This window comes from Pseudomonas sp. LB3P25 (assembly GCF_054897985.1).
Window position 1 is genome coordinate 5634059 of the sequence record NZ_CM142711.1, and the last position, 25755, is coordinate 5659813.

26 protein-coding genes are annotated in these 25755 nt (G+C 59.9%); 11 read left to right on the forward strand and 15 right to left on the reverse strand.

Annotation, left to right across the window (positions count from 1 at the left end; all coding sequences use genetic code 11):
• Positions 1 to 91 precede the first annotated feature (91 nt).
• From ACYZTW_RS25835 to ACYZTW_RS25850, 4 genes are all read right to left on the reverse strand, one after another.
• The gene (locus ACYZTW_RS25835; RefSeq protein WP_462002345.1) at positions 92 to 1018 is read right to left on the reverse strand and encodes a 5-oxoprolinase subunit C family protein; all 927 of its coding nucleotides are present in this window, start codon (positions 1016 to 1018) and stop codon (positions 92 to 94) included.
• The gene (locus tag ACYZTW_RS25840) at positions 1015 to 1719 is read right to left on the reverse strand and encodes a 5-oxoprolinase subunit B family protein (protein WP_462002346.1); all 705 of its coding nucleotides are present in this window, start codon (positions 1717 to 1719) and stop codon (positions 1015 to 1017) included. The genes ACYZTW_RS25835 and ACYZTW_RS25840 overlap by 4 nt, the downstream gene beginning before the upstream one ends.
• Positions 1716 to 2468: a 5-oxoprolinase subunit PxpA gene (locus ACYZTW_RS25845; protein ID WP_462002347.1), complete on the reverse strand. Its 753-nt coding sequence runs from the start codon at positions 2466 to 2468 to the stop codon at positions 1716 to 1718. The genes ACYZTW_RS25840 and ACYZTW_RS25845 overlap by 4 nt, the downstream gene beginning before the upstream one ends.
• A 75-nt stretch (positions 2469 to 2543) precedes the next feature.
• Positions 2544 to 3830: an MFS transporter gene (locus tag ACYZTW_RS25850; protein ID WP_129442000.1), complete on the reverse strand. Its 1287-nt coding sequence runs from the start codon at positions 3828 to 3830 to the stop codon at positions 2544 to 2546.
• Between the two features lie 159 nt (positions 3831 to 3989).
• Here ACYZTW_RS25850 and ACYZTW_RS25855 point away from each other — a divergent pair, with 159 nt between their 5' ends.
• The 4 genes from ACYZTW_RS25855 (at position 3990) to ACYZTW_RS25870 (ending at position 10279) form a co-directional block, all read left to right on the forward strand.
• Positions 3990 to 4919 (forward strand): LysR family transcriptional regulator, encoded by a 930-nt coding sequence (locus ACYZTW_RS25855; RefSeq protein WP_462002348.1) that lies wholly within the window; start codon positions 3990 to 3992, stop codon positions 4917 to 4919.
• A 111-nt stretch (positions 4920 to 5030) separates the two neighbouring features.
• On the forward strand, positions 5031 to 6953 hold the full coding sequence (locus tag ACYZTW_RS25860; protein WP_462002349.1) for an IucA/IucC family protein: 1923 nt from the start codon (positions 5031 to 5033) through the stop codon (positions 6951 to 6953).
• A complete protein-coding gene (locus tag ACYZTW_RS25865; RefSeq protein ID WP_462002350.1) occupies positions 6943 to 8154 on the forward strand; it encodes an MFS transporter in 1212 nt (403 codons plus the stop codon). Before ACYZTW_RS25860 ends, ACYZTW_RS25865 begins: the two co-directional genes overlap by 11 nt.
• A gap of 13 nt (positions 8155 to 8167) precedes the next feature.
• Positions 8168 to 10279: a TonB-dependent receptor gene (locus ACYZTW_RS25870; RefSeq protein ID WP_462002351.1), complete on the forward strand. Its 2112-nt coding sequence runs from the start codon at positions 8168 to 8170 to the stop codon at positions 10277 to 10279.
• 79 nt (positions 10280 to 10358) lie between these two features.
• On the opposite strand, the gene ACYZTW_RS25875 is transcribed toward ACYZTW_RS25870, so the two are convergent.
• Genes ACYZTW_RS25875 through ACYZTW_RS25885 form a run of 3 tightly spaced genes read right to left on the reverse strand, consistent with a single transcriptional unit; the run spans position 10359 to position 12220 of the window.
• Positions 10359 to 10901: a DUF2937 family protein gene (locus tag ACYZTW_RS25875; protein WP_462002352.1), complete on the reverse strand. Its 543-nt coding sequence runs from the start codon at positions 10899 to 10901 to the stop codon at positions 10359 to 10361.
• A 12-nt stretch (positions 10902 to 10913) separates the two neighbouring features.
• Positions 10914 to 11690, reverse strand: a complete 777-nt coding sequence (locus ACYZTW_RS25880; RefSeq protein WP_462002353.1) for a class II glutamine amidotransferase — start codon at positions 11688 to 11690, stop codon at positions 10914 to 10916.
• Positions 11691 to 11722: 32 nt separating this feature from the next.
• The gene (locus ACYZTW_RS25885; RefSeq protein ID WP_462002354.1) at positions 11723 to 12220 is read right to left on the reverse strand and encodes an MFS transporter; all 498 of its coding nucleotides are present in this window, start codon (positions 12218 to 12220) and stop codon (positions 11723 to 11725) included.
• Between the two features lie 206 nt (positions 12221 to 12426).
• On the opposite strand from ACYZTW_RS25885, the gene ACYZTW_RS25890 reads away from it, so the two are divergent.
• Both ACYZTW_RS25890 and ACYZTW_RS25895 read left to right on the forward strand, forming a co-directional pair.
• A complete protein-coding gene (locus tag ACYZTW_RS25890) occupies positions 12427 to 14481 on the forward strand; it encodes a S9 family peptidase (RefSeq protein WP_462002355.1) in 2055 nt (684 codons plus the stop codon).
• A 217-nt stretch (positions 14482 to 14698) separates the two neighbouring features.
• A complete protein-coding gene (locus ACYZTW_RS25895; RefSeq protein ID WP_462002356.1) occupies positions 14699 to 15172 on the forward strand; it encodes a cyclic nucleotide-binding domain-containing protein in 474 nt (157 codons plus the stop codon).
• Here the strand turns inward: ACYZTW_RS25895 and ACYZTW_RS25900 are convergent.
• Positions 15169 to 15459 carry a hypothetical protein gene (locus tag ACYZTW_RS25900; protein ID WP_462002357.1) on the reverse strand — a complete coding sequence of 97 codons (291 nt, stop codon included), beginning with the start codon at positions 15457 to 15459 and terminating at the stop codon, positions 15169 to 15171. The genes ACYZTW_RS25895 and ACYZTW_RS25900 overlap by 4 nt on opposite strands.
• A gap of 98 nt (positions 15460 to 15557) precedes the next feature.
• On the opposite strand from ACYZTW_RS25900, the gene ACYZTW_RS25905 reads away from it, so the two are divergent.
• The 4 genes from ACYZTW_RS25905 to ACYZTW_RS25920 all read left to right on the forward strand — a co-directional run bounded on the left by ACYZTW_RS25905 (position 15558) and on the right by ACYZTW_RS25920 (position 17817).
• Entirely contained in the window at positions 15558 to 16244 is a 687-nt protein-coding gene (locus ACYZTW_RS25905; RefSeq protein ID WP_462002358.1) for a spermidine synthase, read from the forward strand.
• Positions 16245 to 16293: 49 nt separating this feature from the next.
• On the forward strand, positions 16294 to 16668 hold the full coding sequence (locus ACYZTW_RS25910; protein WP_462002359.1) for a YajD family HNH nuclease: 375 nt from the start codon (positions 16294 to 16296) through the stop codon (positions 16666 to 16668).
• Positions 16669 to 16876: 208 nt separating this feature from the next.
• Positions 16877 to 17347 carry an RNA methyltransferase gene (locus ACYZTW_RS25915; protein WP_007944014.1) on the forward strand — a complete coding sequence of 157 codons (471 nt, stop codon included), beginning with the start codon at positions 16877 to 16879 and terminating at the stop codon, positions 17345 to 17347.
• A gap of 92 nt (positions 17348 to 17439) precedes the next feature.
• Positions 17440 to 17817 (forward strand): DUF2892 domain-containing protein, encoded by a 378-nt coding sequence (locus ACYZTW_RS25920; protein ID WP_462002360.1) that lies wholly within the window; start codon positions 17440 to 17442, stop codon positions 17815 to 17817.
• A 101-nt stretch (positions 17818 to 17918) separates the two neighbouring features.
• Here ACYZTW_RS25920 and ACYZTW_RS25925 read toward each other — a convergent pair whose 3' ends face one another.
• Positions 17919 to 19148: a hypothetical protein gene (locus ACYZTW_RS25925; protein WP_462002361.1), complete on the reverse strand. Its 1230-nt coding sequence runs from the start codon at positions 19146 to 19148 to the stop codon at positions 17919 to 17921.
• 90 nt (positions 19149 to 19238) lie between these two features.
• On the reverse strand, positions 19239 to 19688 hold the full coding sequence (locus ACYZTW_RS25930; protein WP_462002362.1) for a YcgN family cysteine cluster protein: 450 nt from the start codon (positions 19686 to 19688) through the stop codon (positions 19239 to 19241).
• A 279-nt stretch (positions 19689 to 19967) separates the two neighbouring features.
• Between ACYZTW_RS25930 and ACYZTW_RS25935 the strand changes: the two genes are divergently transcribed.
• Positions 19968 to 20561 carry a nitroreductase family protein gene (locus ACYZTW_RS25935; protein WP_462002363.1) on the forward strand — a complete coding sequence of 198 codons (594 nt, stop codon included), beginning with the start codon at positions 19968 to 19970 and terminating at the stop codon, positions 20559 to 20561.
• Positions 20562 to 20685: 124 nt separating this feature from the next.
• Here the strand turns inward: ACYZTW_RS25935 and ACYZTW_RS25940 are convergent, their stop codons facing one another.
• The 5 genes from ACYZTW_RS25940 to ACYZTW_RS25960 all read right to left on the reverse strand — a co-directional run bounded on the left by ACYZTW_RS25940 (position 20686) and on the right by ACYZTW_RS25960 (position 25670).
• Positions 20686 to 21618, reverse strand: a complete 933-nt coding sequence (locus ACYZTW_RS25940; protein WP_462002364.1) for a D-2-hydroxyacid dehydrogenase — start codon at positions 21616 to 21618, stop codon at positions 20686 to 20688.
• Positions 21619 to 21738: 120 nt separating this feature from the next.
• Entirely contained in the window at positions 21739 to 22032 is a 294-nt protein-coding gene (locus tag ACYZTW_RS25945) for a YcgL domain-containing protein (protein ID WP_007898694.1), read from the reverse strand.
• Positions 22029 to 23162: a ribonuclease D gene (gene rnd / locus ACYZTW_RS25950; RefSeq protein ID WP_462002365.1), complete on the reverse strand. Its 1134-nt coding sequence runs from the start codon at positions 23160 to 23162 to the stop codon at positions 22029 to 22031. The genes ACYZTW_RS25945 and rnd overlap by 4 nt, the downstream gene beginning before the upstream one ends.
• Before the next feature lie 123 nt (positions 23163 to 23285).
• The gene (locus tag ACYZTW_RS25955) at positions 23286 to 23948 is read right to left on the reverse strand and encodes a class I SAM-dependent methyltransferase (RefSeq protein ID WP_462002366.1); all 663 of its coding nucleotides are present in this window, start codon (positions 23946 to 23948) and stop codon (positions 23286 to 23288) included.
• A gap of 72 nt (positions 23949 to 24020) precedes the next feature.
• Positions 24021 to 25670 (reverse strand): phosphoethanolamine transferase, encoded by a 1650-nt coding sequence (locus tag ACYZTW_RS25960; RefSeq protein WP_462002367.1) that lies wholly within the window; start codon positions 25668 to 25670, stop codon positions 24021 to 24023.
• Positions 25671 to 25755: the final 85 nt, after the last annotated feature.

The following is a 25755-nucleotide window of genomic DNA, read 5'->3' on the forward strand; positions in this document are numbered from 1 at the left end:
TGTCAGGGCCCCTTCGCGAGCAGGCTCGCTCCCACAGTTGATCTATGTCGTGCACAAGACCAATGTGGGAGCGAGCCTGCTCGCGAAGCTTTTAACTTTCTAAAAACCGCCGCAGGTACTCGACCTGCTCCCGATGCGCGACATCCTGCACCACCGGCCGCAATCGCACCGTTGCCCCCGGCAGACACTGCGCCAGTCGCGCCAGTGCCAACGGCGTCAAAGCCCCCAATCGCGGATAGCCACCAATGGTCTGTCGATCATTGAGCAGCACAATCGGTTGCCCATCCGGCGGCACCTGAACCGCACCCAGCGGGATGCCTTCGGAAATCATCGGTTTGCCCTGGTACTGCAACGCCGTTCCCAGCAAGCGGATGCCCATCCGGTCGGCACGGCTGTCGAGGGTCCAGACGCTGTTGAACGCGTCGAACGAACTCTGTCCACTGAACTCACCGATCTGGGCACCGAGCACCAGGTCCAGCGGTGCGTTGAGTTTGAAATCCGGCACCTGTTCGGGCGCCAACGCCCGCAGCAGGAGCAGCGAGCTCCCCGAGTAGCTCAACTGCGCATCTTTGGCCAACGCCCGGCCCATGCCATCCAGCCCGCCGAGTTCCTCACGGACCACCGTTGCGCTGCTGCCCAACACCTTTGGCGCATCAAATCCGCCCGGGGCCGCCAAATAAGCCCGAGCGCCAAGCAGCGGCTGGGTGAATCGCAATTGCTGACCTTTGTTCAGCCTGAAACTGCGCCACGGTGCCAACGCCTCGCCATCCACCTGCGCTCCCAAATCCGCCCCGGCCAACGCCAGCACACAATCCTCTTGGGCAACGACGGTGAACCCGCCAAGGGTGATTTCAATCACCGGTGCATCCAGGCCATTTCCCAACAACCAATTAGCCCACGACATCGATCGCCAATCCAGCGCTCCCCCTTGGGTCACGCCCAGATGCCGCACGCCAAAACGGCCAGCGTCCTGCAACAGGCACAGCGGTGTACTCGCTTCTATTGATAGACGGCTCATGCCTGCGCCTCCAACGGCGTGTCATCACCGCCCAGATTAATGAATTCGGCATGGCTGACGGCTTCGAAGCGCACCGTGTCGCCTGGTTGCATCAGGCTGTAGCCGTCGCGTTCGCGGTCGAACAATTTGGCCGGGGTGCGGCCGATGAGATTCCAGCCACCGGGGGACACCACCGGGTAAGCGGCCGTTTGGCGTTCGGCGATGCCGACACTGCCGGCGGCTACTTTTTTACGCGGAGTGTTCAGACGCGGCGCGGCCAGCGCTTCTTCCACCAGCCCCATGAAGGCGAAACCCGGCGCGAAACCCAAGGCGAATACCTGATATTCGCGCTCGCTGTGGCGGCGGATCACTTCATCCACTGCCAATCCGCTGCGCTGGGACAACAGGCTCAACTCCGGGCCAACGCTCAAGTCATACCAGACAGGCAACACATGACATTTGCCGCGGGTGCAGGCGTTGGGCGACAGATCGATCAAGGCCTCAGCGATCAGCTCCCGAGCCTGAGCCGGACTCAGTGCGGTCAGTTCGTAATGCACCATCAACGTCGTATAAGACGGCACCAGATCGATCAGATGCCCGGCGAATGCAGCACGCAGACTTTCACTGGCGGCGAGCATCCATGGCATGTTGGCCTCGCTGATCTCATCAAACAGACGGACCATCAAGCAATCCAGCGCCACCACTTCTACCCGCAGGTTCATGGCGCGCTCTGCTGATCAAGTGCTTCGCGAATACGCCGCACGGCGGCTACCGAGCTGGCATTGTCGCCGTGTACGCAGAGGGTGTTGGCCTGCAAGTGCAAGGCACTGCCATCGCTGGCCGTGAGGTTGCCACCGCGGGCGATGATCAGCGCCTGCTCGATGATGGTCTCGGGATCGTGATGCACCGCGCCTGGCAGTTGCCGCGAGACCAGCATGCCGGCGCTGTCGTAAGCGCGATCGGCGAAGGCTTCAAACCACAGGGTCACGCCGTATTCATCGCCCAATTGCTGGGCTGCGCTGTTGTCGCGAGTGGCCATCAACATCAGCGGTAACTCACGATCATAGGACGCCACGGCCTGAAGCACCGCGCGCAATTGCGCCGGGTTGGCCATCATGTCGTTGTACATCGCGCCGTGCGGCTTGACGTAACTCACCCGCCCGCCCTGAGCCCGGCAAATGCCGTCGAGGGCGCCGATCTGATAATGCACAATGTCCTGAAGTTCCTGGGCGGTGTAGGCCATGGAACGGCGGCCGAACCCCACAAGGTCCTGATAGGCCGGATGAGCGCCGATCTGCACCCCGTTGCTCAAGGCCAGGCTGACGGTCTTGCGCATGATGCTCGGGTCGCCGGCATGGAAACCGCAGGCGATGTTGGCGCAATCGATGAAGGGCATGACTTCGGCGTCCAGACCCATGGTCCAGTTGCCGAAACTCTCGCCGATGTCGCAATTCAATAGCAGGCGGCTCACGGTGAACACTCCTGTAGGTTTTATTCTTTTAGCTGTAGGCATTTGCCCGCAGATTAGCAGTTGCCGGGCATTAAGTTATTGGGCTTCGAGTTGCTTGCCACGGGTTTCCGGCAGGCTCAGGGCCGCAAGGATCACCACCCCGTAGGACACCGCCGCAAAAGCACCGATTCCCACACTCAATGGCACCTTCTGGCTCATCAAGCCGATCAACAGCGGGAACAACGCCGCCAGCGCCCGGCCGATGTTGTAGCAAAAGCCCTGACCCGAACCGCGAATCCGCGTTGGAAACAGCTCGGTCAAAAACGCGCCCATGCCACTGAAGATCCCCGAGGCGAAGAAGCCCAAAGGAAAGCCCAGCCAGAGCATCACGCCATTGCTCACTGGCAATTGGGTGTAGAGCAGAACAATGGTGAACGAGCCGACCGCGAACAGAATGAAGTTCTTTTTACGCCCGAGGATGTCAGTCAAATACGCGCTGATGACGTAACCGACGTAGGAACCGACGATCACCATCGCCAGATAACCACCCGTACCGAGTACGCTCAAACCCCGTTCGTTCTTCAGAAACGTCGGCAACCAGGAGGTGATCGCGTAGTAACCGCCCAAAGCACCTGTGGTCAGCACCGAAGCGCGAATCGTGGTGAACAGTATGCCGGGCGCGAATATCTCGTAGAACTTTGCCGGATTACTGGGTTCTTGCTTAGCCTTGGCTTCGCGATAGATTTCCGGGTCCTTGACCAGTCGGCGGACGAAGATCACAAAAATCGCCGGCACGATGCCAAGGATGAACAGTGCGCGCCAGGCGTCTTCCGGCGGCAGCACCGAGAACAGCAGTGCATACAAAATCGCCGTCAGTCCCCAACCCAATGCCCAGCCGGATTGCACCATGCCAACAGCCTTGCCGCGGTCCTTGGCGCGAATCACTTCACCCATCAGCACTGCGCCGGCGGTCCATTCGCCGCCGAAACCGAAGCCCATCAGCGTGCGGCTGATCAGCAGTTGTTCGTAGTTTTGGGCGAAGCCGCAGAGGAAGGTGAAAAAGGCGAACCACAGTACCGTCAGCTGCAAGGTTCGTACGCGACCGATGCGGTCGGAGAGAATCCCCGCCACCCAACCGCCGATGGCTGAGGCGATCAAGGTGCTGGTGTGAATCAGCCCGGCCTCGCCGGTGGTGATGCCCCACATCGCAATCAGGGTCGGCACCACGAAGCTGAGCATCTGGGTGTCCATGCCGTCCAGGCCATAGCCGATCTTGCAGCTCCAGAAGGTGCGGCGTTCCTGTTTGTTGATGTTGCGGTACCAGTCGAAAGGTCCCGGGCGAACCGTGGCTTTGGGGATGTCGAGCGTGTCGGGCGCACTCATGGCAAATCTCCGCGCTAATTTTTATTGGTATTGTTCTGAGCCCCGACGACGCCTATCGTGGGAACCGGATGGCCTGATTTTTGGGCGCTTTACCCTGTTACGTCCAACTAATAAAAACCCGCTCTAGACATAAGAATTCTTTATCCCCGAGCAGATCCCATGAACCTGAAGTTTCTCGAGACCTTTGTCTGGGTCGCCCGACTCAAGAGTTTTCGCCTGACGGCAGACAAGCTCTTCACCACCCAGGCGTCGATTTCCAGCCGCATTGCCGTACTCGAAGGCGAGCTCGGGGTGAAGCTGTTCCTGCGCGATTCACGTGGCGTGAGCCTGACGCCCGAAGGCTTGAAAGTGCTCGAGTACGCCGAGCAAATGATGGACACCATGCAAGCCCTCAAGCAGTCGATCGAAACCCGCTCGAGCAAGGTCGGACGGGTTCGCATCGGCGTGATGGACACGGTCATCCATACCTGGCTGAGCCCGTTGGTGGCGCAAATGATGGATCACTATCCGCTGGTGGAAATCGAGTTAGTGGCCGATACCGCGCTCAACCTCTGCGATCAGCTGCAAAAAGGCTTTCTCGATCTGATCCTGCAAACCGACCTGTTGCGTCAGGAAAGCGTGCGCAGCCTTGAGCTGGCCAGTCACCCGATGGGCTGGATTGTGGCGACTAACTCGATCTACAACCGCGAGTATTCAGGGATTGCCGATCTGGCGCGGGAACGGATCATTACCTATTCGAAAAACTCACATCCGCATCAGGAGATTCTCGCCCTGATGCAGGCCAACGGCATCATGACGCCACGGTTGAACTGCGTGAACTCGGTATCGGCGATCACCCGGTTGCTGCGGGACGGTTTCGGTATTGGCGCGCTGCCGCCGGTGCTGGTAGCCGAGGAACTGGCGCGGGGGGAATTGACCTTGCTGGCCATCGATCAACGGCCACCGAATTTGCAAGTGGTGGTGTCGTGGCGGGTTGGCGTGGAGTGGGTCGAAGAAATCGTGATGTTGTGTCAGCAAGTCGTGGAGCGCTATGCGCAGAAAGTGGGCGAGCACTACATCGTTTTGAGCAAACCTATGGCCAGAATCTGAAGGACATTTCCCAAGTTTTAAATCTGAACCACTATCATTTGCATTATTTTTTCAGGACGGTATTCTCTGCGCGCTTTCAGCTAACCAACTGTCCAGAAGGAATCGGACTTGATGCGCGCCTACACGCAAAAACAGCAGCAATTACTCGCTCACTGGAGCGAAGCCCTCGGCACTGAGGCTTTCCAGTCCCACCGCATCACCCTCGATCATTTGAGCAATGCGCTCGAGCCCGCCGCCCAGCGCTGCTTCCAACGCCTGATCCAGGCGCTGTTTCGTGAAGGTCTGATCAACCCTGACGCTTGCGAATACGACGACAATAACCATTGCTGGCTGCCACTTGGCGATGGCGCGCATCTTTGCTTCGAGCACTTGTTCGGCGGAAGAATGAACAGCTGGGACGTGCGCGGCAGCATCGTCCTGCACACCCCCGACAGACTGCCCCACAAAATCCAGCTGCCCAGCGAATTGCTCGCTCACCTCAGCACTCAGCTCAACCCGCCAGCCTCTGCGCAGGTACTGGAACGTCTGGCCCTGGAACTGGATGACAGCTTCAGCAACGACACCCTGTGCCTGGCGTTTCACCATGGATGGACCGAGCGCCTGAGAGAGCAGATCGACACCGAGTACGACGACAACCTGCTCGCTTGGCTCAAAGCCGGCACCAGCCACCAGAACCCTACGTCATTGCTCGAACAGTGGGGCACTCTCGGCCATCCGTGGCACCCGAATTACAAGACCAAACTGGGTTTGAGCGCCGCTCAGGTCATCGCTTTCTCGCCAGAATTCGAAGCGAGTTTTCCGATTGTACTGTGCGCCCTGCACCGCCAGCACGCACACGTCGAGACGCTGGCGGGTACCGCCGATTACCGGGACTGGTGGCAAGGTCACTTCCCAGAGGCCGCCGAACAATTGCAGCGCCATTTGCAGCAACGGGGTCTGGACGAAAAGGACTACCTCCCGCTCCCGTCGCACCCATGGCAAGCCCATGAAGAGCTGCCACATTCGTTCGCCAACGAGATCGCCGACAACCTGCTGATCGTCACTGACATCGTCGCTTTTACCGGTCACCCGACCATGTCCTTCCGCACAGTGCTGCCGGAGGCCAGTCGCGTTGCGCCGATGGTCAAACTGCCGGTGGCTCTGCGACTGACCAGCGTGCAGCGCACCGTGTCGCCGCGCTCGGCCCGGATGGGGCCGCGCATCAGCCAACTGATACTGAATATTCTCGCTCAGGAGCCGCAGATTCAGCGTCTGCTGAACATCGTTCCAGAACGCATCGGCGTGCACTACGCACCACTACCGGCCGATGACGAGCGCTCCCGTCATGCTGCCGTGCTGTATCGCGACAACCCGCTTACCCTTCTGCAAGAAGGCGAGTTGGCGGTGCCGGTCGGCAGTCTGTTCGCCGTCAACGAATTCGAACAACCGTTACTGCGTGATTGGGTAAGACTGGCTCAGGGCCGTGACGACAGCGAGGCCATGTTGGCGTTCTTCGACGATTACCTGTCGATTGCCGTACCGAGTCTGTTGGGCATTTACCTGATGTATGGCGTGGCGTTCGAAGCACATCAGCAAAACAGTTTCATGGTGATGGGTGCTGACGGTCAGTTGAATCGGCTGCTGTTGCGTGACTTCGGCGACGTTCGTATCGATCGCAAAACCCTGCACGCCAAGGGCCTGGATATCCAGTTGCACGATCCGAAAATGACCCTGTATGACGAGTCCGGTTTTGTCCGCGACAAACTCCTGCACACCACATTCATGTGCCACCTCGGTGAGCTGACTTTGCTCTGCGCCCGCCACTGGAATGTGCCGGAAAATATCCTTTGGGAGCGCTTGGCAACGCACGTTGCGCAGTGCTTCGAGACCTTGCGCGAGCGCGTTGAACCGGCACGTTGGGAAAGCGAGCGCCAGGCCTTGCTGGAACAGGATTGGCCCGCCAAATCGTTCATGCGCATGCGCTTGCTCGACAGTCATGCCGACATCGTCGGACGCCTGAGTAACCCGCTGCAACCAATCGCCCATGCTCGCTGACGGTCGCGCCTTGCGACTGCTGATCGTCATCCAGTTTGTCTCCATGGGCGCAATGGAAATGAGCGGCCCGTTCTGGCCTTTGCAGATCCAGCATCTGCTCGGGCCGGAGGGCGCTGGCTACACCGCGCTGTTATCGGCGATGGTCTATGCCGGTCCGATGCTGGCCGCCATGCTCCTGACTCCCATGTGGGGGCGGTTGGGGGATCGCACCGGACACAAACCGATGATTGTTCGGGCGTTGCTGGCACTCGCGCTGTGCCAAGGGTTGGCGGCCGTCACCCTCGACCCGTGGCTGCTGGTGGGTATTCGCGTGATGCAAGGCGCATTGGCCGGTTTTCTCGCTGCCGCGCAAGCCTATGCCTTGGCCTGCTGCGACAGTTCCAGACGTGGTCACACCTTGGCCCGCCTGCAATCGGCGACTGCCGTCGGCTCGTTGATCGGCCCGGTACTGGGCGGCTGGCTGATGGACGTCTCGGGGTTTGCCCTGCTCTGTTATGGCGCGACGGCGATTTGCCTGCTGTGCGCACTGGGGAGTTTTTTCCTGCCGGCCGACAAGGCTCGGGCCTCGAAGAAAAAAGCTGTTGAACCAGTGGCTCTGCCCAAAGGCTGGCTCGGTGGAATCCTGTTGGTGATCGTGTTGATTCAGGCCGCGAAGATGATGCCGCAGTCGTTCTACGCGCTGTACGTCGCGAACATTCTGCATGCTCCAAGCTGGCTGATCGGCGCCACCTATGCGGCGAGCGCCGCGACCCTGGCCATTTCCGCACCACTGTGGGGACGCCTGTTCGACCGCTGGCAGCCGGCCTACACCTTGCGCGTCATTGAAGGCGTGGCCTGGCTGTGTGCCCTGACGCTGGCGGCCACGGCATTGGCCAACGAATGGCTGGGGTTTCTCGTCAGTCGACTCGTCTGGGGCATCTGGCAAGGCGCCCTGCTGCCCGTCACCTATGCACTGATCGCCAACACCATTTCCATAACCCAGCAGGGCTTTGCGCTCGGCCTCGGCAACAGCGCGGCAAAGGCTGGTGCTCTGCTCGGTGTCGTCCTTGGCGGGATCGGCATGGGTCTGGTCGGCCTGGCTCACAGTTTCTGGCTGGTGGCGCTGACCTACGCCATAGCCGCCATCGGGATCCGCTGGGTGCGGTCGTTCAACTCCGCGCCTGACCGCTCGACCTTATCGCCACACACTTATCACAACTAAAAAAGACTACGTCATGACCCGAACCAAACTCTCTCTGCTGATTCCGTTGCTCGGGACCTTCAGCGCCCAGACCTGGGCCGAGGATACCGAGCAGCAGCCCGGTACCTTGAACATGCAAGCCACCGTTGTCTCCGCTACTCGCAGCGAAGCGAGCATTGCTTCGATTCCGGGCTCGGTCCAGGTGATCGACGAACAGCAGGTCCGTGAACAGAGCGGCGCCGGTCGCCGGGTCGCCGATATCCTCGGGCAACTGGTCCCCGGTCTCGCGCCGTCCAGTGGCGGGATGAGCAACTTCGGTCAGACCCTGCGCGGACGCAACATGCTGGTGTTGATCGACGGCGTATCGCAGAACGCCACGCGCGACAACTTCCGCCAGCTCAACAGCATCGCCCCGGCCAGCATCGAACGTATCGAAGTGATTTCCGGCGCCAGCAGCATCTACGGTGCCGGTGCTTCAGGCGGCATCATCAACATCATCACCAAGCGCAATCAGGGCCAGGAAATTGCCTACAGCAGCAAACTGGGTCTGACCAGCGGCAACAACCTCAACCGCAAAGGCTTCGCCTACGAAGCCTTCCAGAGTGCAACCGGCCGTAAGGATGCCCTGGACTGGTACGTCTCCGCCGACCTGACCCAACGTAATGATCAGTACGACGGCAACGGCAACCGCATCCCTCAGGACACCTCCCAAGGTAGCAACATGGACACCGAAACCTATGACCTGCAAGGTCGTTTCGGTTACGAACTGGATGTCGACAAAAAACTCAGCCTGTCGCTGCAGGACTACAAGGATCAACAGGACACTGGCTATACCAAAGACCCGACAAACCGGCAGCAAGCCGTGGCAGTCAAAGGGCTGAAACTCGACGACCAACCCTATACCCATAACCAGTCGGTCAACCTCAATTACACCGACAAGGACTTCTACGGTCAGGGCCTGCAACTGGAAAGCTACTGGCGTCGCGCCGATGCACTGTTCTTCCCGGACCTGTCGCGGGGCAAGGCCGGGATCTCCGACAACAACAGCGTGCAGGATGTCTACGGCCTGCGCGCGGCCATCGACACGCCGCTGCCGGCCATCGGCAGCGCCACGGGCAACCTGGTCTGGGGCGCCGACTATGATCATGAGCGCTCCCGCCAACGAGGTGATCAATACACGCTCAAGGGCCTGACCTACACCAAGACCGGCACCACCTACGAGCTGGGCCCGGACATCGAAACCACCACCAAATCGCTGTTCGGGCAGATGTCCTGGGACATCGGTGACTGGACCTTGCGTGGCGGTGTGCGCCGTGAATGGATCGAAAGCGACGTCTCCGACAGCATCGCTTATGGTCAGATCGTCCAGACCGGCATACGCGCAACGCTGCCCGGTGACACCCTCAAATACGATGCCACGCTGTATAACCTGGGGGCGGTCTACCATCTGAGTGAAAACCAGGACGTCTTCGCCAATTACAGCCAGGGGTTTTCGCTGCCGGATATCCAGCGCTTCATGCGTGACGTCAGCAGCACCTTCGACATTCAGAGCCTCAACGCCCAGGCCATCAAGGTCGACAGTTACGAGTTGGGCTGGCGCGGTAACTGGGACCAGTGGCAGGCCGACGTCACCGTGTACGAAAACACCTCGGACGTGACCCAGTTCTACGATGCCAATGATCGCGTATTGCGCCTGATCAACCAGAAAGAGCGAGTTCGCGGCATCGAAAACAGCCTGACCTACCGCGCGACCGATCACTGGTCGGTGGGTGGCACTTACGCCTGGGCCAAAGGCGAGACCGAGCAGAACGGCAAATGGATCGATCTGCCGGCTACGCGCATCTCACCCGCCAAGACCACACTGTTCGTCGGCTACACCGAAGACGACTACACCCTTCGCCTGCAAGGCATGCATTTGTCCAGTTACGACGCCGCCGCCAAGGACAATAACGGACGCGACATCGAGGGCTATACGCTGGTGGACCTGCTCGGTTCCGTGCAACTGCCGGTCGGTCGTCTTGAAGGCGGGGTGTACAACCTGACCAACCGCACCTACCAGAACCTGTTCACCCAGGCCAACGCCAGAGCGCCGTACGCCAATGCCGAAGGTCGGACGTTGAGCATGAGCTACTCGGTCGACTGGTAAAAACAGGAGCCGGCTTGCCAGCGATGCGATCTGCCGGGCATACCGTGTCGCGGCAATCGCCGACAAGCCGGCTCCAGGGTTACAGTCCGCGCACATCCCGATCTTCGATCGGCCGGCTCTGGCGCAGGCGTTTGCCGCCCAGCACCACCCAGTCGATCAGCCGGAACAGGCATTCAATGCCGAACGACAACAGCAACGCCCCGCTCATGCCCCAGATCATCGCTTCCGGCGTCAGCAGGATCTGGTAGCTGTAGCCGTTCCAGGTTTCCTTGCGAATATCCGGGTCAGCGGCCAATACCACTTGCAGGAAACGGATGTACCACGGGCCCTGCATGGCCTGGAACTGCTTATCGAGAGCCAGTTGTCGGGTCAGCAAGGTGCTCAGGCTGTCGGCATCGCTGCGAAAGATCGGGTCTTCGCTCGTACGGTAATGGGCCACCAACGCCTGAATGTCACCCTTGAAAAACTGATTCGCCGTGCCCTGAAAACCACTCAAACCGGTCTGCGCCTCAATCAGATGCGCTTCGACCCGTTTGGCGTAATCGCTGATGAACCCCGGCACCTGGACACCGATCAACAGGCCCGCCGCGAACAACACCAGCCGTAGATAACTGAGCAACATGAGGGGAAATCCTTATTCGGTCTTGCCCTGGCTGACGCATTCACCGCGTCGCCAGAGGCTCCATTGGCCCGGTTCGTAGCGGGTCCAGGTTTCGTTTTCGGTCAAGGGCTCGGTGGCGATCACCGTGACCACGTCGTTGGGCGTGGTTTCGGCCTGGAAGTCGACGATCACATCGACGTCCTTCAAGCGCGCCGGGCCGAATGGCGCGCGACGGGTGATTTGCGCCAGTTTGGTCGAGCAATAGCAGAACAACCAGTCGCCATCGCTGAGCAGGCAGTTGAACACGCCTTTGCTGCGGTATTCAGCGCAGGCGGCCACCAGGTCTGGCAGCAGTTCTTCAACGTCCACCGGTTCCGGGAACGCTGCGCGCACGCGGTTGAGCAAATCGCAGAACGCCGCTTCGCTGTCGGTATCGCCGACGGGGCGGTAAAAACGCTTGATCGGTTGAAAGTCGGCGAGCTGGCCATTGTGGGCGAAACACCAGTTGCGCCCCCACAGCTCACGCACAAACGGATGGGTATTGGACAGGCAGACCTTGCCGACGTTGGCCTGACGGATGTGCCCGATCACCACTTCGCTCTTGATCGGATAGCGTTGCACCAGGTTCGCGACTTCGGACTCACTGCTCGCCGCCGGGTCCTGAAACAGGCGCAGGCCACGGCCCTCGTAAAAGGCGATGCCCCAGCCGTCACGGTGCGGACCGGTGCGGCCGCCGCGCTGCATCAGCCCGGTGAAGCTGAACACGATATCGGTCGGCACATTGGCGCTCATGCCCAATAACTCACACATGCTCGGATTCTCGCTGAAAGGCAGGGGCAAGGTTACAGACGCGGTTCAACCCGCATACGCTGAGGATTGCTCGGCACCGGTGGACGACCGTAACGATCATCGCCCGCACCGCCGAAAGGATGATCCTCTTCAGGTTCATCGGCCCTCGCCGCGGCCTTGGCAGCGGCAGCCTGTTCCTTGCGAGCGTTGGACGCCCGTTCGATAGGGAAACGGATCGCCACGAACACCAGGTAAATGCCGAAGACGATCATGCCGTACATGAACAGGTCGGAAATCGCGCGCCAGGCGTTGTTGCCGACCTTGAACAGCAGATCGAGCGCCGTGATGGCAATGGCCGGAGCGACCTTTTCCTTCACCGGGTCGATGATGGTGGGGCTGAACAGCAACACGGCAACCAGCAGCCGTAGAGGCTCACGCAGCCAGCGCCACATCCAGCGGGTCAAGCGCATCCACACCAACAGGCAGCCCAAAGCGGCGAAGGCGTAGAGGCCCCAAGCGATCAGATAGTCGTTCTCGGTCATGGTGTCCATGGCAAGGCAGGCAAAGAGGCGCTTATAGTAACGACTTTTCGCACATCAGGCTTGCCCCAATGCCAGTGTAGGAGCCGAGCTTGCTCGCGAAGAGGCCATAACAGTCGACATCGATGTTGCCCTGCCCCTACGCCATCGCGAGCAAGCTCGGCTCCTACACTGCCGTCTGCGAAGCCCCATTTCCGTTCATCGTCCGAGAGTCCTTCATGCCCCTATCCGTCAACGTTTCCGACGCTCCCATTGCCCACAAGGCCGAAGGCGACGACCCGTATGCCTGGCTGCAGGAGCGCGACACCGACGCGGTGCTCGACTACCTGAAAGCGGAAAACCGCTACCAAGAGGCGCAAACCGCCGGTCAGGCCGGACTGCGTGAAACCCTGTTCGAAGAGATCAAGGCCCGGATTCTCGAAACCGACCTGTCCCTCCCCTCCCCTTGGGGTCCGTACCTGTATTACACGCGCACCACGGCCGGTGATGAATACGCCCGTCACTACCGCTGCCCGCGCCCTGCCGATGACAGCCTGCAGCTCGACGAAAGCCAGGAACAGCTGCTGCTGGACCCGAATGCATTGGCCAAAGGCGGTTTCTTTTCCCTGGGCGCGTTCAGTATCAGCCCGGACCACCAGCGTCTGGCCTACAGCATCGACGCCACGGGCGATGAGATTTTCACGCTGTTCGTGAAGGAATTGTCCAACGGCCGTGTCAGCGAACTGGAGTTCCAGGACTGCGACGGCAGCATGACCTGGGCCAATGACAGCCTGACGCTGTTCTTCGGCGAGCTGGACGAGACCCATCGCCCGCACAAACTGTTCCGCTATCGGCTGGACGGTACGGCGGCCGAAGAAGTGTTCCATGAGCCGGACGGTCGATTCTTCATGCATTGCTACCGCTCCAGTTCCGAGCAGCAATTGCTGCTGTCTCTGGGCAGCAAAACCACCAGCGAAGTCTGGGTACTCGACGCGTTCCAGCCGCAGCAAGCCTTTACCTGCATCGCACCGAGGGTTGAAGACCATGAGTACGACGTCGACCACGGCGCGCTCGACGGTCAATGGACCTGGTTCATTCGCACCAATCGCGACGGCATCAACTTTGCCCTGTACCACGCCGTAGATACCGGCGTGGCGCCGACCGAAGCCGACTGGCAGAACCTGATCCCGCACAGTGACACGGTGATGATCGAAGGCATGAGCCTGAATGTCGGGGTCATGACCCTGAGCCTGCGTGAAGGTGGCTTGCCGATCATCGAAGTTCATCCGCAAGACCTGCCGAGCTACCGCGTGCAATTACCGGATGCGGCCTACAGCCTTCATGTGCAAAACAGTCTGGAGTTCGTCAGTGACAGGATCCGCCTGCGCTACGAAGCGTTGAACCGTCCGGCGCAAATCCGCCAACTGGTATTGGGCAGCGGCGAGCAGAAAGTCCTCAAGGAAACGCCAGTACTCGGTCCGTTCGACGCCGATGCCTATGTCAGTCAGCGTCTGTGGGCGACCGCACCGGACGGCACGAAAGTGCCGATCAGCCTCGTCGTCAAACGCGAAGCACTCGGCAAGCCGACGCCGCTTTATCTATATGGCTATGGCGCCTACGGTGAAAGCCTCGACCCGTGGTTCTCCCACGCCCGCTTGAGTCTGCTGGATCGCGGCGTGGCGTTCGCCATCGCTCACGTGCGTGGCGGCGGAGAACTGGGCGAAGCCTGGTATCGCGCCGGCAAGCAGGAACACAAACACAACACCTTCAGCGACTTCATCGCCTGCGCCGAACACCTGATTGCCAATGGCTTCACCACACCTCAGCAATTGGCGATCAGCGGCGGCAGCGCCGGTGGTCTGCTGATCGGCGCGGTGCTCAATCAGCGGCCGGAGCTGTTCGGTGCGGCGATTGCTGAAGTGCCGTTCGTCGACGTGCTGAACACCATGCTCGACCCGGATCTACCGTTGACCGTCACCGAATACGACGAGTGGGGCAATCCTGAAGAACCGGACGTCTATGAGCGAATCAAGGCCTACGCCCCGTACGAAAACGTCACCGCACAAGCCTATCCGGCGACCCTGGTGATCGCCGGCTACAACGACAGTCGCGTGCAATACTGGGAAGCGGCCAAGTGGGTGGCGAAATTACGCGCGACCAAAACCGACACCAATCCGCTGCTACTCAAGACCGAATTGGGTGCCGGGCACGGCGGGATGAGCGGTCGTTATCAGGGATTGCGTGACGTAGCACTCGAATACGCATTTGTTTTCAAGGTTTTGGGCATCGTCTGAGGAACTTGGCCCGGCGTGTCGGTCTTAACACCAGACACCGGGCCGGCTACAACATATATGCCCTGTGGGAGCGAGCCTGCTCGCGAAAGCGGTGTGTCATTCAACATTGATATTGAATGTGCTGGCCTCTTCGCGAGCAGGCTCGCTCCCACAAGGGATCAGCAGTGAGCCCCAAGGCCCGGAACAGCAACAGACACAAGAAAAAGACCGTGACGACATGTCAGAACCGACCTTACTGAACAACGAAATCCGCGACTGGCTGATGGACTGTGGCCTGTTCGATCAACTGCTGCCGGCGGACTTCGCCGCGGCCTCGGGCTACTTCAGCATCAGCACCGTTGCTTCGGGCGAAGAGATTTTCCATGAGGGCGATGCCGGCAGCTTCATGTGCATCATCCACACCGGCCAGGTGGCGGTGCAGAAAACCAACAGCGATGGGCACCTGGTGACCATGGCAACGCTGCGCAGCGGTCGGGCGTTCGGCGAAATGGCCGTACTCGACGGCGAACGGCGCTCGGCCAGTTGCGTGGCCGCGAGCAATTGCCAGTTGCTCAATCTGGGCAAGGACTCGTTGGAAAAGATGCTCAACGATGCGCCGAAAATCGCCGCCAAAATCATCCGGGCCCTCGCCGTCTCCCTCTCCAAACGCTTGCGCATGGCCGATGGGCAACTGCTCTCACAGCAGGTTTAACCGCCGGGTGATTTGGCTTTCGACGGGTTTTGCTCCAGCCCCGGCAGTGGCTGGTCCTTGGTGGGTGGGCTGGGCATTTCCATGGGCACCAACGGCGGGCCGCCACTGCCGGGCCCGACCTTGGGCACGCTGGTCGGGGTGATTTGCGGGTACGGTGTCGGGGTCGCGGTGCCGGGCGAACCGGGCCGCGGCGCGGGACTGGTGGGGATGGTTTGCAGCTCCTGGGCCTGCACTGCAGTTATCGAGAGCGCGGCCAAGGCAATGACCGTTAGAATGGTGCGCTTCATCAATGGCTCCGTTGGCCTTGTTGTCTTTTTGCAGGCTACTCCCAACGGCGCGTGTTTGCCTTCCCCCTCTTATGCCAATTTCTCCTCAAGTGAGTCCCATGAAACGTTTCGTTCTGCTCGACACCACTCCAATTCCTGAAAATGGCGGTGCCTTGTGCCTGTTCGAATACGGCGAGGATTTTGTCATCAAGATCCAGGGCGGCGACGGCGGGCAACTGATGAACACCCGCATGCATGGCTCGGAAGATGCGTTGGCCGAGATCCCGTGCCGTAAAGTGGCTGGCCGGCCGAACTCGCGCGTGCTGATCGGCGGCCTCGGCATGGGCTTCACCCTCGCCTCGGCCCTCAAGAACCTGGGCAAGACCGCTGAAGTGGTCGTCGCAGAACTGGTGCCGGGGGTGGTGGAGTGGAACCGTGGACCGCTGGGCGAGAAAGCCGGGAACCCGCTGCTCGACCCGCGCACGGTCATTCGCATGGAAGACGTGGCCAAAGTCCTGCAGGCCGAGCCGCAAGGTTTTGACGCGATCATGCTCGACGTCGACAACGGCCCCGAAGGCCTGACCCAGAAGGCCAACAGCTGGCTCTACTCCGCTGGAGGCCTGAGCGCCTGCGCCAAGGCCCTGCGGCCCAAAGGCGTGCTGGCCGTCTGGTCCGCGAGCGCTGACCGACAATTTTCCGACAAACTGAAGAAGGCCGGCTTCAAGGCCGAGGAAGTCCAAGTCTTCGCCCACGGCAACAAAGGCACTCGCCACACCATCTGGATTGCCGAGAAGCTCAAGGGCTGAGCTAAACTGCGATTAATACCGTCATTAGTCTTTTTACAAAGGTGAACCCATGAGTTCGTCAACGCCTCCGTCCAACACGTCAAAGCTGGACCGCATCCTTGCTGACAACCAGCGCGACAAGGAAATGGGTTACCGCGACAAGGCCCTGAAAATGTACCCGCACGTGTGCGGCCGCTGCGCCCGTGAGTTTTCCGGCAAGCGCCTGAGCGAACTGACCGTGCACCACCGCGACCACAACCACGACAACAACCCGCAGGACGGCTCGAACTGGGAGCTGTTGTGCCTGTATTGCCACGACAACGAACACTCGCGGTACACCGACCAGCAGTATTTTGGTGAAGGCTCGCTGAGCTCGCCGAAAATCGCCAAGGCCACGCATAACCCGTTTGCGGCGCTGGCCGGCCTGATGAAGAAAGACGAGTAATATCTTCAGCGCCTCGACCGGCCCCTTCGCGAGCAGGCTCGCTCCCACAGGGGATCTTCTGTGAACACAACATTTGTGAACACTCAGGATCATTGTGGGAGCGAGCCTGCTCGCGAAGGCGGCTGACCAGACACCACCAATCTCCAAACCGAACACCCCTCCCCCAATCCCCGTATAATCGCCGTTTTTTACCCGAAGGCACCCGCTCGTGGCAGACAAACGGTACAGCTGCATTGGTTTGTATAACCCCAAATCACCGGAGAACGTCGGTTCGGTGATGCGCGCCGCTGGCTGTTATGGCGTGGCGTCCGTGTTCTACACCGGCAAACGTTATGAGCGCGCCGCCGACTTCGTCACCGACACCAAGCGCGTCCACTACGACATTCCGCTGATCGGCATCGACGACCTGAAAAAAATCCTGCCGCTGGGCTGCGTTCCGGTCGCTGTGGAACTGGTGGACGGCGCCCGTTCGCTGCCGGAATACACACACCCGGACCGCGCCCTGTACATCTTCGGCCCGGAAGACGGCTCGCTGGATAAAGAGATTCGCGACTGGTGCGAAGACGTCGTCTACATCCCGACCACCGGGTGCATGAACCTGGCGGCCACCGTCAACGTCGTGCTCTATGACCGTATGTCCAAGGGACTCAACACCCGCTCCGGGGCGAAATTTCGCTGATTCACCGCACATCCAATGGAACAAGCCGTCCGCCTCGGCAGTCAGCTTAAGTATCTATTCCTGAAGCAGCTATTTCCCACTGGAGACAGATCATGAGCGAACTCAAACACGTAGAACGCATCGAATCCACCCCGTTCCAGACTCACCCTGACCAGAACGTGCAGGGTTGGGAACGTATCGGTTCCCTGGTCGGCGGCGTGGTGATGGTCGGCAAGGGCCTGCGTCGCGGTGGCGTGTTCGGGTTGATTCAAGTGGCGATCGGCGGTGTGGCGCTGGCGCGTGGTATTACCGGGCACAGTTCGGCGAAAAGCCTGCTGGAGAAAAGCCGTCAGGACATGAACAACGTGCGGGCGAAGATTCAGCGGGCGGGTGAAGAATTGAACCGGTTGAAGGCAAATGCTGAAGCGGCGACCAATACCGCTACCGTAACCGGTAATGATTCTTTGACATCGCCGAAAACCGGGGTTTAACCCGAGATTTTCATTGCGGGTTAGGGCCCCTTCGCGAGCAGGCTCGCTCCCACATTGGAATGCGGTTACCTGTGGGAGCGAGCCTGCTCGCGAAGGCGGTATTACTGAAGCAACTCGGTATCGAGGACCTTCGAAGATTCACCAATGATGCTTTCCGCAAGCTGAACAAACTCCTTGGTATCCACGCTCTCCAAATGCATCGCCCCCTGCAACACATCATCCAGCGAACGTTTGTTGCGGGTCTTCAGGCGAATCTCGCGATCCAGTTCCTGCAGCAACACCACCGCTTTGGCCACCTGCGCCGGGCTGACCTGCTCAGCGCGCAAGGTCGTGACTTTCTGGCTGTCCTTGGCCAACTTCTTCTGCAAACTCTCATACCGCTCATCACTCATGCCGCCAGCGCGACGCACCAGTTCAATGGCGTAATACTCGGCAAACCCTTCGCTGATCCAGTCACTGCGCTGCTGGTCGTTGATCCGTCCGAACACCTGCGCCAATTCCCGCACCAGCGCACTGGTACCGTTTTCGCTGACCATCGGCAGACGCGTGTTCAGATAGATCGATTCGTGCGCGCCCAGACTGCCGCGCCACATCGGGTCGTTGGCACCGACGATCAGCAGTTTGACGGGATGACGGGGATACACCGCCTGCACTTGCGGCCAGACAAAGGTCAGCAGTGTCAGTACATCCATGCGGCGCATGCCCTGGCCTTGGGGCGAGGCGACGGTGACTTCGGTCTCCCCCAACCGCGTGCGACGGCTGCCGAGGTGGCCGGCAAGCATCCAGCCCGTGGGCCGGTCGAACAAGCGAGAGACGTTATCGACCCGGAACTTGTTCTTGCCGATCCGTGGCCAGGCGGTTTCAACGCTTTTCCAGCCGGTGGGCAATTCGAATTCAAGGCGTGAAACCAGCTCAATGCCGTCCTGCTGATCGAGTTTGGCCGCCGGCACCAGATCGTCGCCGCGCATCAGCGCCCAGGTCGGGGTCATGCGGGAGTCGAAGCTGCCGCTCTTGCGCCCGTGGCTGATGCGTACGCGGTAGGTCAGGCTGGCCTTGTCGGCGGCCGGACGCCAGACACCACGGGCCTGTTTGCCCGGCGTGATCTGCCATTGGCCGTCGGCCTTGAAATCGCTGTAGTGGCTGCCATCGCCCAGGTCGAAATCCAGACTGCGCACCGCCGAACCCTGAGCCAGGGTCAGTCGCACTTCGGCCTGATCGCTTTGCGGCAACAGGCGCACGTGGTAATCCAGATCAACCTTCTTCGCCGCCCACACGGGGGAACCCAGGACTAATAGTCCAAGGGTCAACGCCAGCCGCAATCCCACAGCCATACACACTCCTTGTGGCGAGCGAGCTTGCTCGCGCTGGGCTGCGTAGCAGCCCCAAATTCTTGTAATCACTGCCGATTTTGTGAGTGGGAATTAACCCGCCCGGAAAATCAGATGGTCTTCCCAATCGTCTTCGGCCACGCTGCCTTCGGCGAGCATGCGCCCGGACTGGGAAATACGCTCGTGGTGCACCGCATCGCGATCCCCGCACACCAGATGATGCCAGAGCGGCAGGTCCTTGCCTTCGCTGACCAGTCGATAGCCGCAAGTCGGCGGCAGCCATTTGAACTCATCGGCCTTGCCCGGCGTGAGCTGGATGCAGTCCGGCACGAAGTCACGACGGTTGGTGTAATCGGTGCATTGACAGGTTTTCAGGTCCAGCAATTTGCAGGCGATGCGCGTGTAGTAGACGCTGTTGTCGTCTTCATCTTCGAGCTTTTGCAGGCAGCACAGGCCGCAGCCGTCGCACAGCGATTCCCATTCCTCTTGATCGAGTTGATCGAGGGTTTTGCGTATCCAGAACGGTTCGACTTTGGCGGCCATGGCTCAAGCATCAACATCAGGTGGTGAAAAGGCCGCCAGTCTAGTGCCAAGGCCCTTGCGGGCCAAGCGTTGGCGACTGCCGGTAGAACGAGCTTGTCAGTTATTGCGCCGCCAATGTAGCTTTGCCAGTCGCAAGGAGCCGGACCTGCGTGCCATTAACGCTCAACCGCGTTGCATTCAGGTGAACGGCCCAGGCTCTCGAAAACCTTATCGCTCAGCTCAACTGTGCCCGCAGGTTTCAGACGACCCTCACTTTCAAACGTAGCAAGGAATCTCCTGATGAGTGCTAATCCACGCGTTGCCGACTATGCCATCCACCCTCAGTTCACCGACCGCTGGTCGCCCCGCGCCTTCACCGGTGAAGCGATTCCGGAAGAAACCCTGCTGAGCTTCTTCGAAGCTGCACGCTGGGCGCCATCGGCTTACAACTCGCAGCCTTGGCGGTTTCTGTACGCGCGCCGTGACACGCCGAACTGGGAGCGTTTCCTGGGTCTGCTGAATGAGTTCAACCGCGGCTGGGCGCAACACGCCTCGGCGCTGGTGATCGTGATTTCGAAAACCACCTTCGCGGTGCCTGGCGCCACCGAAGAAACCCCGGCGTTGTGGCACACCTTCGACACGGGCTCGGCTTGGGGTCATCTGGCGCTGCAAGCGAGCATCAGCGGCTGGCACACCCACGGCATGGCCGGTTTCGACCAGGACCTGACTCGCAAGGAGCTGAACATTCCAGAGGGTTATGCGCTGCACGCGGCGGTGGCGGTGGGCAAACTGGGCGACAAGGCGACGCTGGCGGATTACCTGCAAGCACGTGAAGAACCGAGCCCGCGTCGTCCGCTGAGCGAACTCGCTGCTGAAGGAGACTTCACCCTCTAAGCCATACCGCAAAAAATGTGGGAGCGAGCCTGCTCGCGAAGGGGCCGTCACACCCAACATCAATGTTGAGTGTGAGACCGCTTTCGCGAGCAGGCTCGCTCCCACAATTTGATCGGGGGTGTACTCAGTAGCCGCGATTGAAATCCACTTCCCCACGTAATGCCTCACCCGCCTGATACGCCCGCAGATTCTCGACAAACAGATTCACCATCATCGATGGCGAGGTCGGTGCCGAACTGTGGCCGGTCAGCAGCAGGCCCCACGCGGTCCAGAACGGATGTCGTTGCGGCAGCGGCTCCTGACGGCAGACGTCGATCACGGCACCGGCCAGATGCCCTTCTTTCAAGGCCTCCACCAGGTCCGCATCGACCACTGCCACGCCACGCCCGACGTTGATGAACAACCCGGTCGGCTTGAACTGCTTGAACAGCGCCGCGTCGTACAGGTCATGGGTGTTCGGCGTATTCGGCAGCAGATTGACCACGTAATCCACTTCACCGACCAGACGCGGCAGATCAGCCAGCGCCCCGACTTCGACAAACGGCGCCTGCTCGCGGGCTTCGCTGGCGATGCCATACAACTCGACGCCAAACGGCACGAGGAATTGCGCCACGGCCTGCCCGATGTCGCCGGTGCCGACGATCAACACCTTGCGCCCGGCCAGACTTTGGCCCTGGCGACTGTCCCATTTGCGCTCGACCTGGCTGACCAGCCGCGGCAGCACTTCGCGCTCGTGGCCGAGCATGTAGGTCAGCACGTATTCGGCCATGACCTGACCGAAAATTCCCACCGCTCGGGTCAGGCGATAGTGCCGAGGCAAGCCGTCGGCCAGCAGCGGCGTAATGCCCGCCCAAGTCGATTGCAGCCATTGTGGCTCGTGGCCCTGACGCAGCAAGGTCGCCAGCAGGTCCGGCTGACCGAGCCAGATCGGACAATCAGCGGCCTGGCTGGCCAGTTCAGCGGAGTCGCCGCTGGTCAGCACTTCCAGGTCGGGCGCTGCTTGACGCAGCAGCTGGGCGTACACCGGGTGGTCGTGTTCAGCAATCAGAACGCGCATGGTTCAAACCTTTCAAAAACAGTGCAGACGGCCGCCGACGGAGTATCGCTCCATCGCCCTGGCCATCGCCAAAATCGTTCCAGTGTTTCATAAAGGCTCTGAACAGAGCCTGTCTGCCGATCACATCGGGTCGTTGCGGCGCAGCAATTCTTCCGGCAAGTGTTCGATGTACTCGTCTTCAGCCGGCGGCATTTGCAAGTGGTAACCCTGTTTCTCAAGGTTTTCCAGTACCACGGTGATGTCCTCGCGCGACAGTTTGCGCTCGGGGGTCAGCACCAGGTCGAAGGCGTGATGCGGTTTGCCGAAGGCGGCCATCAGGCTTTCCGGGACGCGCTCCAGTGCATCGCTTTTGAGCACATAGAGGTACATCTCGTTTTTCTTCAGGCTTCGATAAATGGAGCAAATACGTTTCAAGGCTGTTCTCCGGCGGTGGCCAGGCTGTCGAGCAGCGCCTGGCCCATCAATTCGCGGCGCCAGCCACGCAGCGAATCAGGCAATTGGTAAGGACCATTGGGGAAGCCGCTCTTGAGCAGCGCTTCCAGGGTTTTCTTGCGCAGCATCAGCTCTGGCGCGATGTTCAGCCGTTCGGCTTCGGCCTGGCCGATCGCACGCAGCTGTTTGACCAGCGTGGCGGCGTCCACCGGCAAAGGCTCCGGCACTGCTGGCGGCCATTGATCAGGCGACACACTGCCAGAGCGTTTGATCAGATCAAGCAGAAATTCGCCGTCCTGACGCACGGTACGCGGGTGCATGTCTTCGATCTTCGCCAACGCGCCGAGGTTGTCCGGCTGAGTCCGCGCCAGCGGCCACAGGGAATGCTCACGCACGATGCGGTTGCGCGGCAGATCACGGGCGCGGGCTTCGCGCTCGCGCCAGGCGCACAGTTCACGCAACACGGCGAGTTGGGCGCGGGAGAGCTTCCAGGCCAGCTTGGCTTCGCGATAGACCTCATACGGATCAACCTCACGACGCAAGTTGGCCACCAGCTCGGCGCCGTCTTCCAGGACCCAGGCGTACTTGTCGTCAGAAAGCTTCGGACGAAGCTGTACGAAAACTTCCGCCAAGTGCAACGCATCTTCGGCGGCGTAGCTGATTTGGGTGTCCGACAGTGGGCGTTGCAGCCAGTCGGAACGGGTCTCGCCCTTGGGCAGGTCGATGCCGAGCACTTCCCGCACCAGCCGCGAATACCCCATGGAGAAACCCAGGTTCAGGTAAGCGGCGGCCAATTGAGTGTCAAACAGCGGCGCCGGCAGGCTGCCGGTCAGGCGCAGCAGGACTTCAAGGTCTTCGCTGCACGCATGGACGACTTTGACCACGGCCGGGTTTTCCAGCAATGCGGCCAGAGGCTGCCAGTTGTCGATGGTCAGTGGGTCAATCAGGTAAGCGCGTACGCCATCGCCGATCTGCAGCAGACCTGCGATCGGGTAAAAGGTGTCGACCCGCATGAATTCGGTGTCGAGGGCAACGAATGGCAGCAGCTGCCACTCGGCGCAAAACTGACCGAGGCTATCGTTGTCGCGAATCCAGTGAATATCGATGGCCACACGGCTCTCCCTTGAAGAATGGCGCGCAGTATATATCGCCCCCGGCGATTTCCGCGCCTCCACTGAACAAGAGCTTTAGCGAAAATGCCTGCCAGACGGCAAGAAATGTCTGACAAGCGGAGACTAACCGGCCTTACGCAGTACGTAGACGCGCATCCGCGCACAGCCGGGCAGGAAGTCCTGATGACTGAGCACGCGCAAACCTGCGCGCTTGAACTCGGCTTCCACGTCGGCCTTGCTGGCCAACGGTCGGGCCGGAGCGCCCTGTGCATCCGTGCGCCGACCTTTGAAATGAGCATCGACCCGAACCCCCACAATCACCGTATCGCGACTGACCCGATGGAACTCCTTAAGCATGGCCAAGCGATGCTCGGAGCAGGTGAGGTGTTGAAACAGTTGCATGCAAAAAATGCAGTCAACCGCATTCGCCGACAAGCCGATGGTAAACGCTGAACTCTGAAAGGTTTTGACCCGTTTCAGCAAGCTCTGCGGATGGTGGGTGCGGGCATGATCGAGTATGTCCTGCGACGGGTCAGCCGCGAGGATCACCCGGTTTGCATGCTCGGCCAGTACTGGCCAGAAGCGCCCGACACCGCAAGCCAAATCAAGAACCAGACCCGGTTCGCCGGCAGCCTTGAGCGCGTTGCGCACCAGTTGCTCGTCACGCCAGAACGTCAACCGCCCGGCCAGGCCACGCGGCCGCGGCTGAAGACAGACGCGGGCGTGCTCCTGATCGTAGCGCCGGGCGATCTCAAGCTCGATGGCAGATGGGGGTTGAGCGGACATGTGCAATGGCTCTCGGGGGATACTCTACCGGCCACAGGTTAGCGGCCGGTGCATGAAAAAAGGTTGAGGTACTCACTTTTTGACCAACACGCCGTCGTTCACCGCACCACGACATCCGGCAAACATATCCAGATTCTGGTTGTACACCTTGCTCTGGACCTCCAGCAAACCGAGCATCGAATGGAACAGGTTGTCCTGACTCAAGGGCTTTTCGCGACTCAGTTGCAGGCAATGGGCGTCCACCGAGAACGACTTTTGATAGCTGTCGGAAAACCAGGCCAGCATCGCGACATGCTTTTGTTGTTCCGGTGCCAGCATGTAAGGCGTGCCATGCAGAAACAAGTTGTACTCGCCCAAGGATTCGCCGTGATCCGACAGATAGAGCATCGCGGTATCGACTTTGTCCTGATTGTTACGCAACAGATCGATCAGGGTGGACAGCACGTGATCGGTATACACCAGGGTGTTGTCGTAGCCATTGACGATACTTTCGCGACTGCAATTGTTCAGGGCGTTACTTTCACAAACCGGGGTGAAGCGCTCGTACTCTTTCGGGTAGCGCTTGAAGTATTCCGGACCGTGACTGCCCATCTGGTGCAACACCAGTACCGTGTCTTTATCCAGGGTATCGATGAAGTGCTGCAAACCCTGCAGCAGGATTTCATCGCGGCATTCGCTATTGGCACACAGCACCGGGTCTTTCAGGTTACTGACGTCGTCGACGGTCACCCGATCGCAAGTGCCTTTGCAGCCCGATTGGTTATCGCGCCAGATCACGTCGAGACCCGCGCGTTTGAGTACGTCCAGCAGGCCTTCCTGGTTCTTTGCCTTGCTGGCGTTGTAATCCTTGCGGCCCATGTCGGAGAACATGCACGGCACCGACACCGCTGTTTCCGTCCCGCAGGAATGCACGTCTGTGAACGCGATCAGGCCGGCCTCTTTACTCAGTTTGGGTGTGGTGTCACGGTTATACCCCAGGATGCCGAAGTTCTCGGCGCGAGCACTTTCGCCCACCACCAGCACGGTCAGGGATTTGCGCTCATGGGTTTGCCAGGCGGGATTTCGCTGGGCATCTTCACCCAGTTTCATAAAGGGCTGCTGCGCAGACGCGACCTGCTCACGCAGAAAGCCGAAAGAGGCACCGATGTAGTTGCTTGGCACGACCATCAGGCGCAATTCATGATGATTGCGAAACAACGAAGACAGGCCCTGATAGTTAACCAGTGCAACGCCACCAATCACGGCAACTGACGCGACACTTACCAGCGCTTTACTTAATAGCTCACGGTGCCAGCGGCGGTAATTAACCGGGATCTGCCACAACAACAACGACGGCAAGACACCCAGCAGAAGGATATAAACAAGCAACTTCAACGACAGCAAGTCACGCACTTCCGTCGCATTAGTTTGCGCAAAGTTACGCAACATGCCGGTGTCAATCAGCACGCCATATTGACCCATGAAGTACGCTACGCCGGCACTGACCATAAAGATCAGCGTCAAAACAGGCTTCATTACCGGCCGGAACGCCAGCAGGGTCAGCACAATGTTGAAAGCAGCAAGGATCATCGCTCCGAATGCCACACGCATGACGATGCCTTGACCGTCAGAGCCCGTGATTTCAAACAGGTGTTGCCAGAGAACTAAATTGAATCCTGCCAATAGAAAGGTGCTGGCAATCAGTGTCACCCACTCGGGGCGCACGGCTTTAATCTTCAACATGAGATCGGCTGTTCCTGAATAAATGTGCCTTCGCCAAATGTGAAAATTTCATTGGCCGCAACATCACTAATTTTAGGCTGCCAAC

Bases quoted from the DNA above. Each gene is read 5' to 3' on its own strand.
- ACYZTW_RS25835 (WP_462002345.1), bottom strand. From the start codon at position 1,018: ATGAGCCGTCTATCAATAGAAGCGAGTACACCGCTGTGCCTGTTGCAG.
- ACYZTW_RS25840 (WP_462002346.1), bottom strand. From the start codon at position 1,719: ATGAACCTGCGGGTAGAAGTGGTGGCGCTGGATTGCTTGATGGTCCGT.
- ACYZTW_RS25850 (WP_129442000.1), bottom strand. From the start codon at position 3,830: ATGAGTGCGCCCGACACGCTCGACATCCCCAAAGCCACGGTTCGCCCG.
- ACYZTW_RS25855 (WP_462002348.1), top strand. From the start codon at position 3,990: ATGAACCTGAAGTTTCTCGAGACCTTTGTCTGGGTCGCCCGACTCAAG.
- ACYZTW_RS25860 (WP_462002349.1), top strand. From the start codon at position 5,031: ATGCGCGCCTACACGCAAAAACAGCAGCAATTACTCGCTCACTGGAGC.
- ACYZTW_RS25865 (WP_462002350.1), top strand. From the start codon at position 6,943: ATGCTCGCTGACGGTCGCGCCTTGCGACTGCTGATCGTCATCCAGTTT.
- ACYZTW_RS25870 (WP_462002351.1), top strand. From the start codon at position 8,168: ATGACCCGAACCAAACTCTCTCTGCTGATTCCGTTGCTCGGGACCTTC.
- ACYZTW_RS25875 (WP_462002352.1), bottom strand. From the start codon at position 10,901: ATGTTGCTCAGTTATCTACGGCTGGTGTTGTTCGCGGCGGGCCTGTTG.
- ACYZTW_RS25880 (WP_462002353.1), bottom strand. From the start codon at position 11,690: ATGTGTGAGTTATTGGGCATGAGCGCCAATGTGCCGACCGATATCGTG.
- ACYZTW_RS25885 (WP_462002354.1), bottom strand. From the start codon at position 12,220: ATGGACACCATGACCGAGAACGACTATCTGATCGCTTGGGGCCTCTAC.
- ACYZTW_RS25890 (WP_462002355.1), top strand. From the start codon at position 12,427: ATGCCCCTATCCGTCAACGTTTCCGACGCTCCCATTGCCCACAAGGCC.
- ACYZTW_RS25895 (WP_462002356.1), top strand. From the start codon at position 14,699: ATGTCAGAACCGACCTTACTGAACAACGAAATCCGCGACTGGCTGATG.
- ACYZTW_RS25900 (WP_462002357.1), bottom strand. From the start codon at position 15,459: ATGAAGCGCACCATTCTAACGGTCATTGCCTTGGCCGCGCTCTCGATA.
- ACYZTW_RS25905 (WP_462002358.1), top strand. From the start codon at position 15,558: ATGAAACGTTTCGTTCTGCTCGACACCACTCCAATTCCTGAAAATGGC.
- ACYZTW_RS25910 (WP_462002359.1), top strand. From the start codon at position 16,294: ATGAGTTCGTCAACGCCTCCGTCCAACACGTCAAAGCTGGACCGCATC.
- ACYZTW_RS25920 (WP_462002360.1), top strand. From the start codon at position 17,440: ATGAGCGAACTCAAACACGTAGAACGCATCGAATCCACCCCGTTCCAG.
- ACYZTW_RS25925 (WP_462002361.1), bottom strand. From the start codon at position 19,148: ATGGCTGTGGGATTGCGGCTGGCGTTGACCCTTGGACTATTAGTCCTG.
- ACYZTW_RS25930 (WP_462002362.1), bottom strand. From the start codon at position 19,688: ATGGCCGCCAAAGTCGAACCGTTCTGGATACGCAAAACCCTCGATCAA.
- ACYZTW_RS25935 (WP_462002363.1), top strand. From the start codon at position 19,968: ATGAGTGCTAATCCACGCGTTGCCGACTATGCCATCCACCCTCAGTTC.
- ACYZTW_RS25940 (WP_462002364.1), bottom strand. From the start codon at position 21,618: ATGCGCGTTCTGATTGCTGAACACGACCACCCGGTGTACGCCCAGCTG.
- ACYZTW_RS25955 (WP_462002366.1), bottom strand. From the start codon at position 23,948: ATGTCCGCTCAACCCCCATCTGCCATCGAGCTTGAGATCGCCCGGCGC.
- ACYZTW_RS25960 (WP_462002367.1), bottom strand. From the start codon at position 25,670: ATGTTGAAGATTAAAGCCGTGCGCCCCGAGTGGGTGACACTGATTGCC.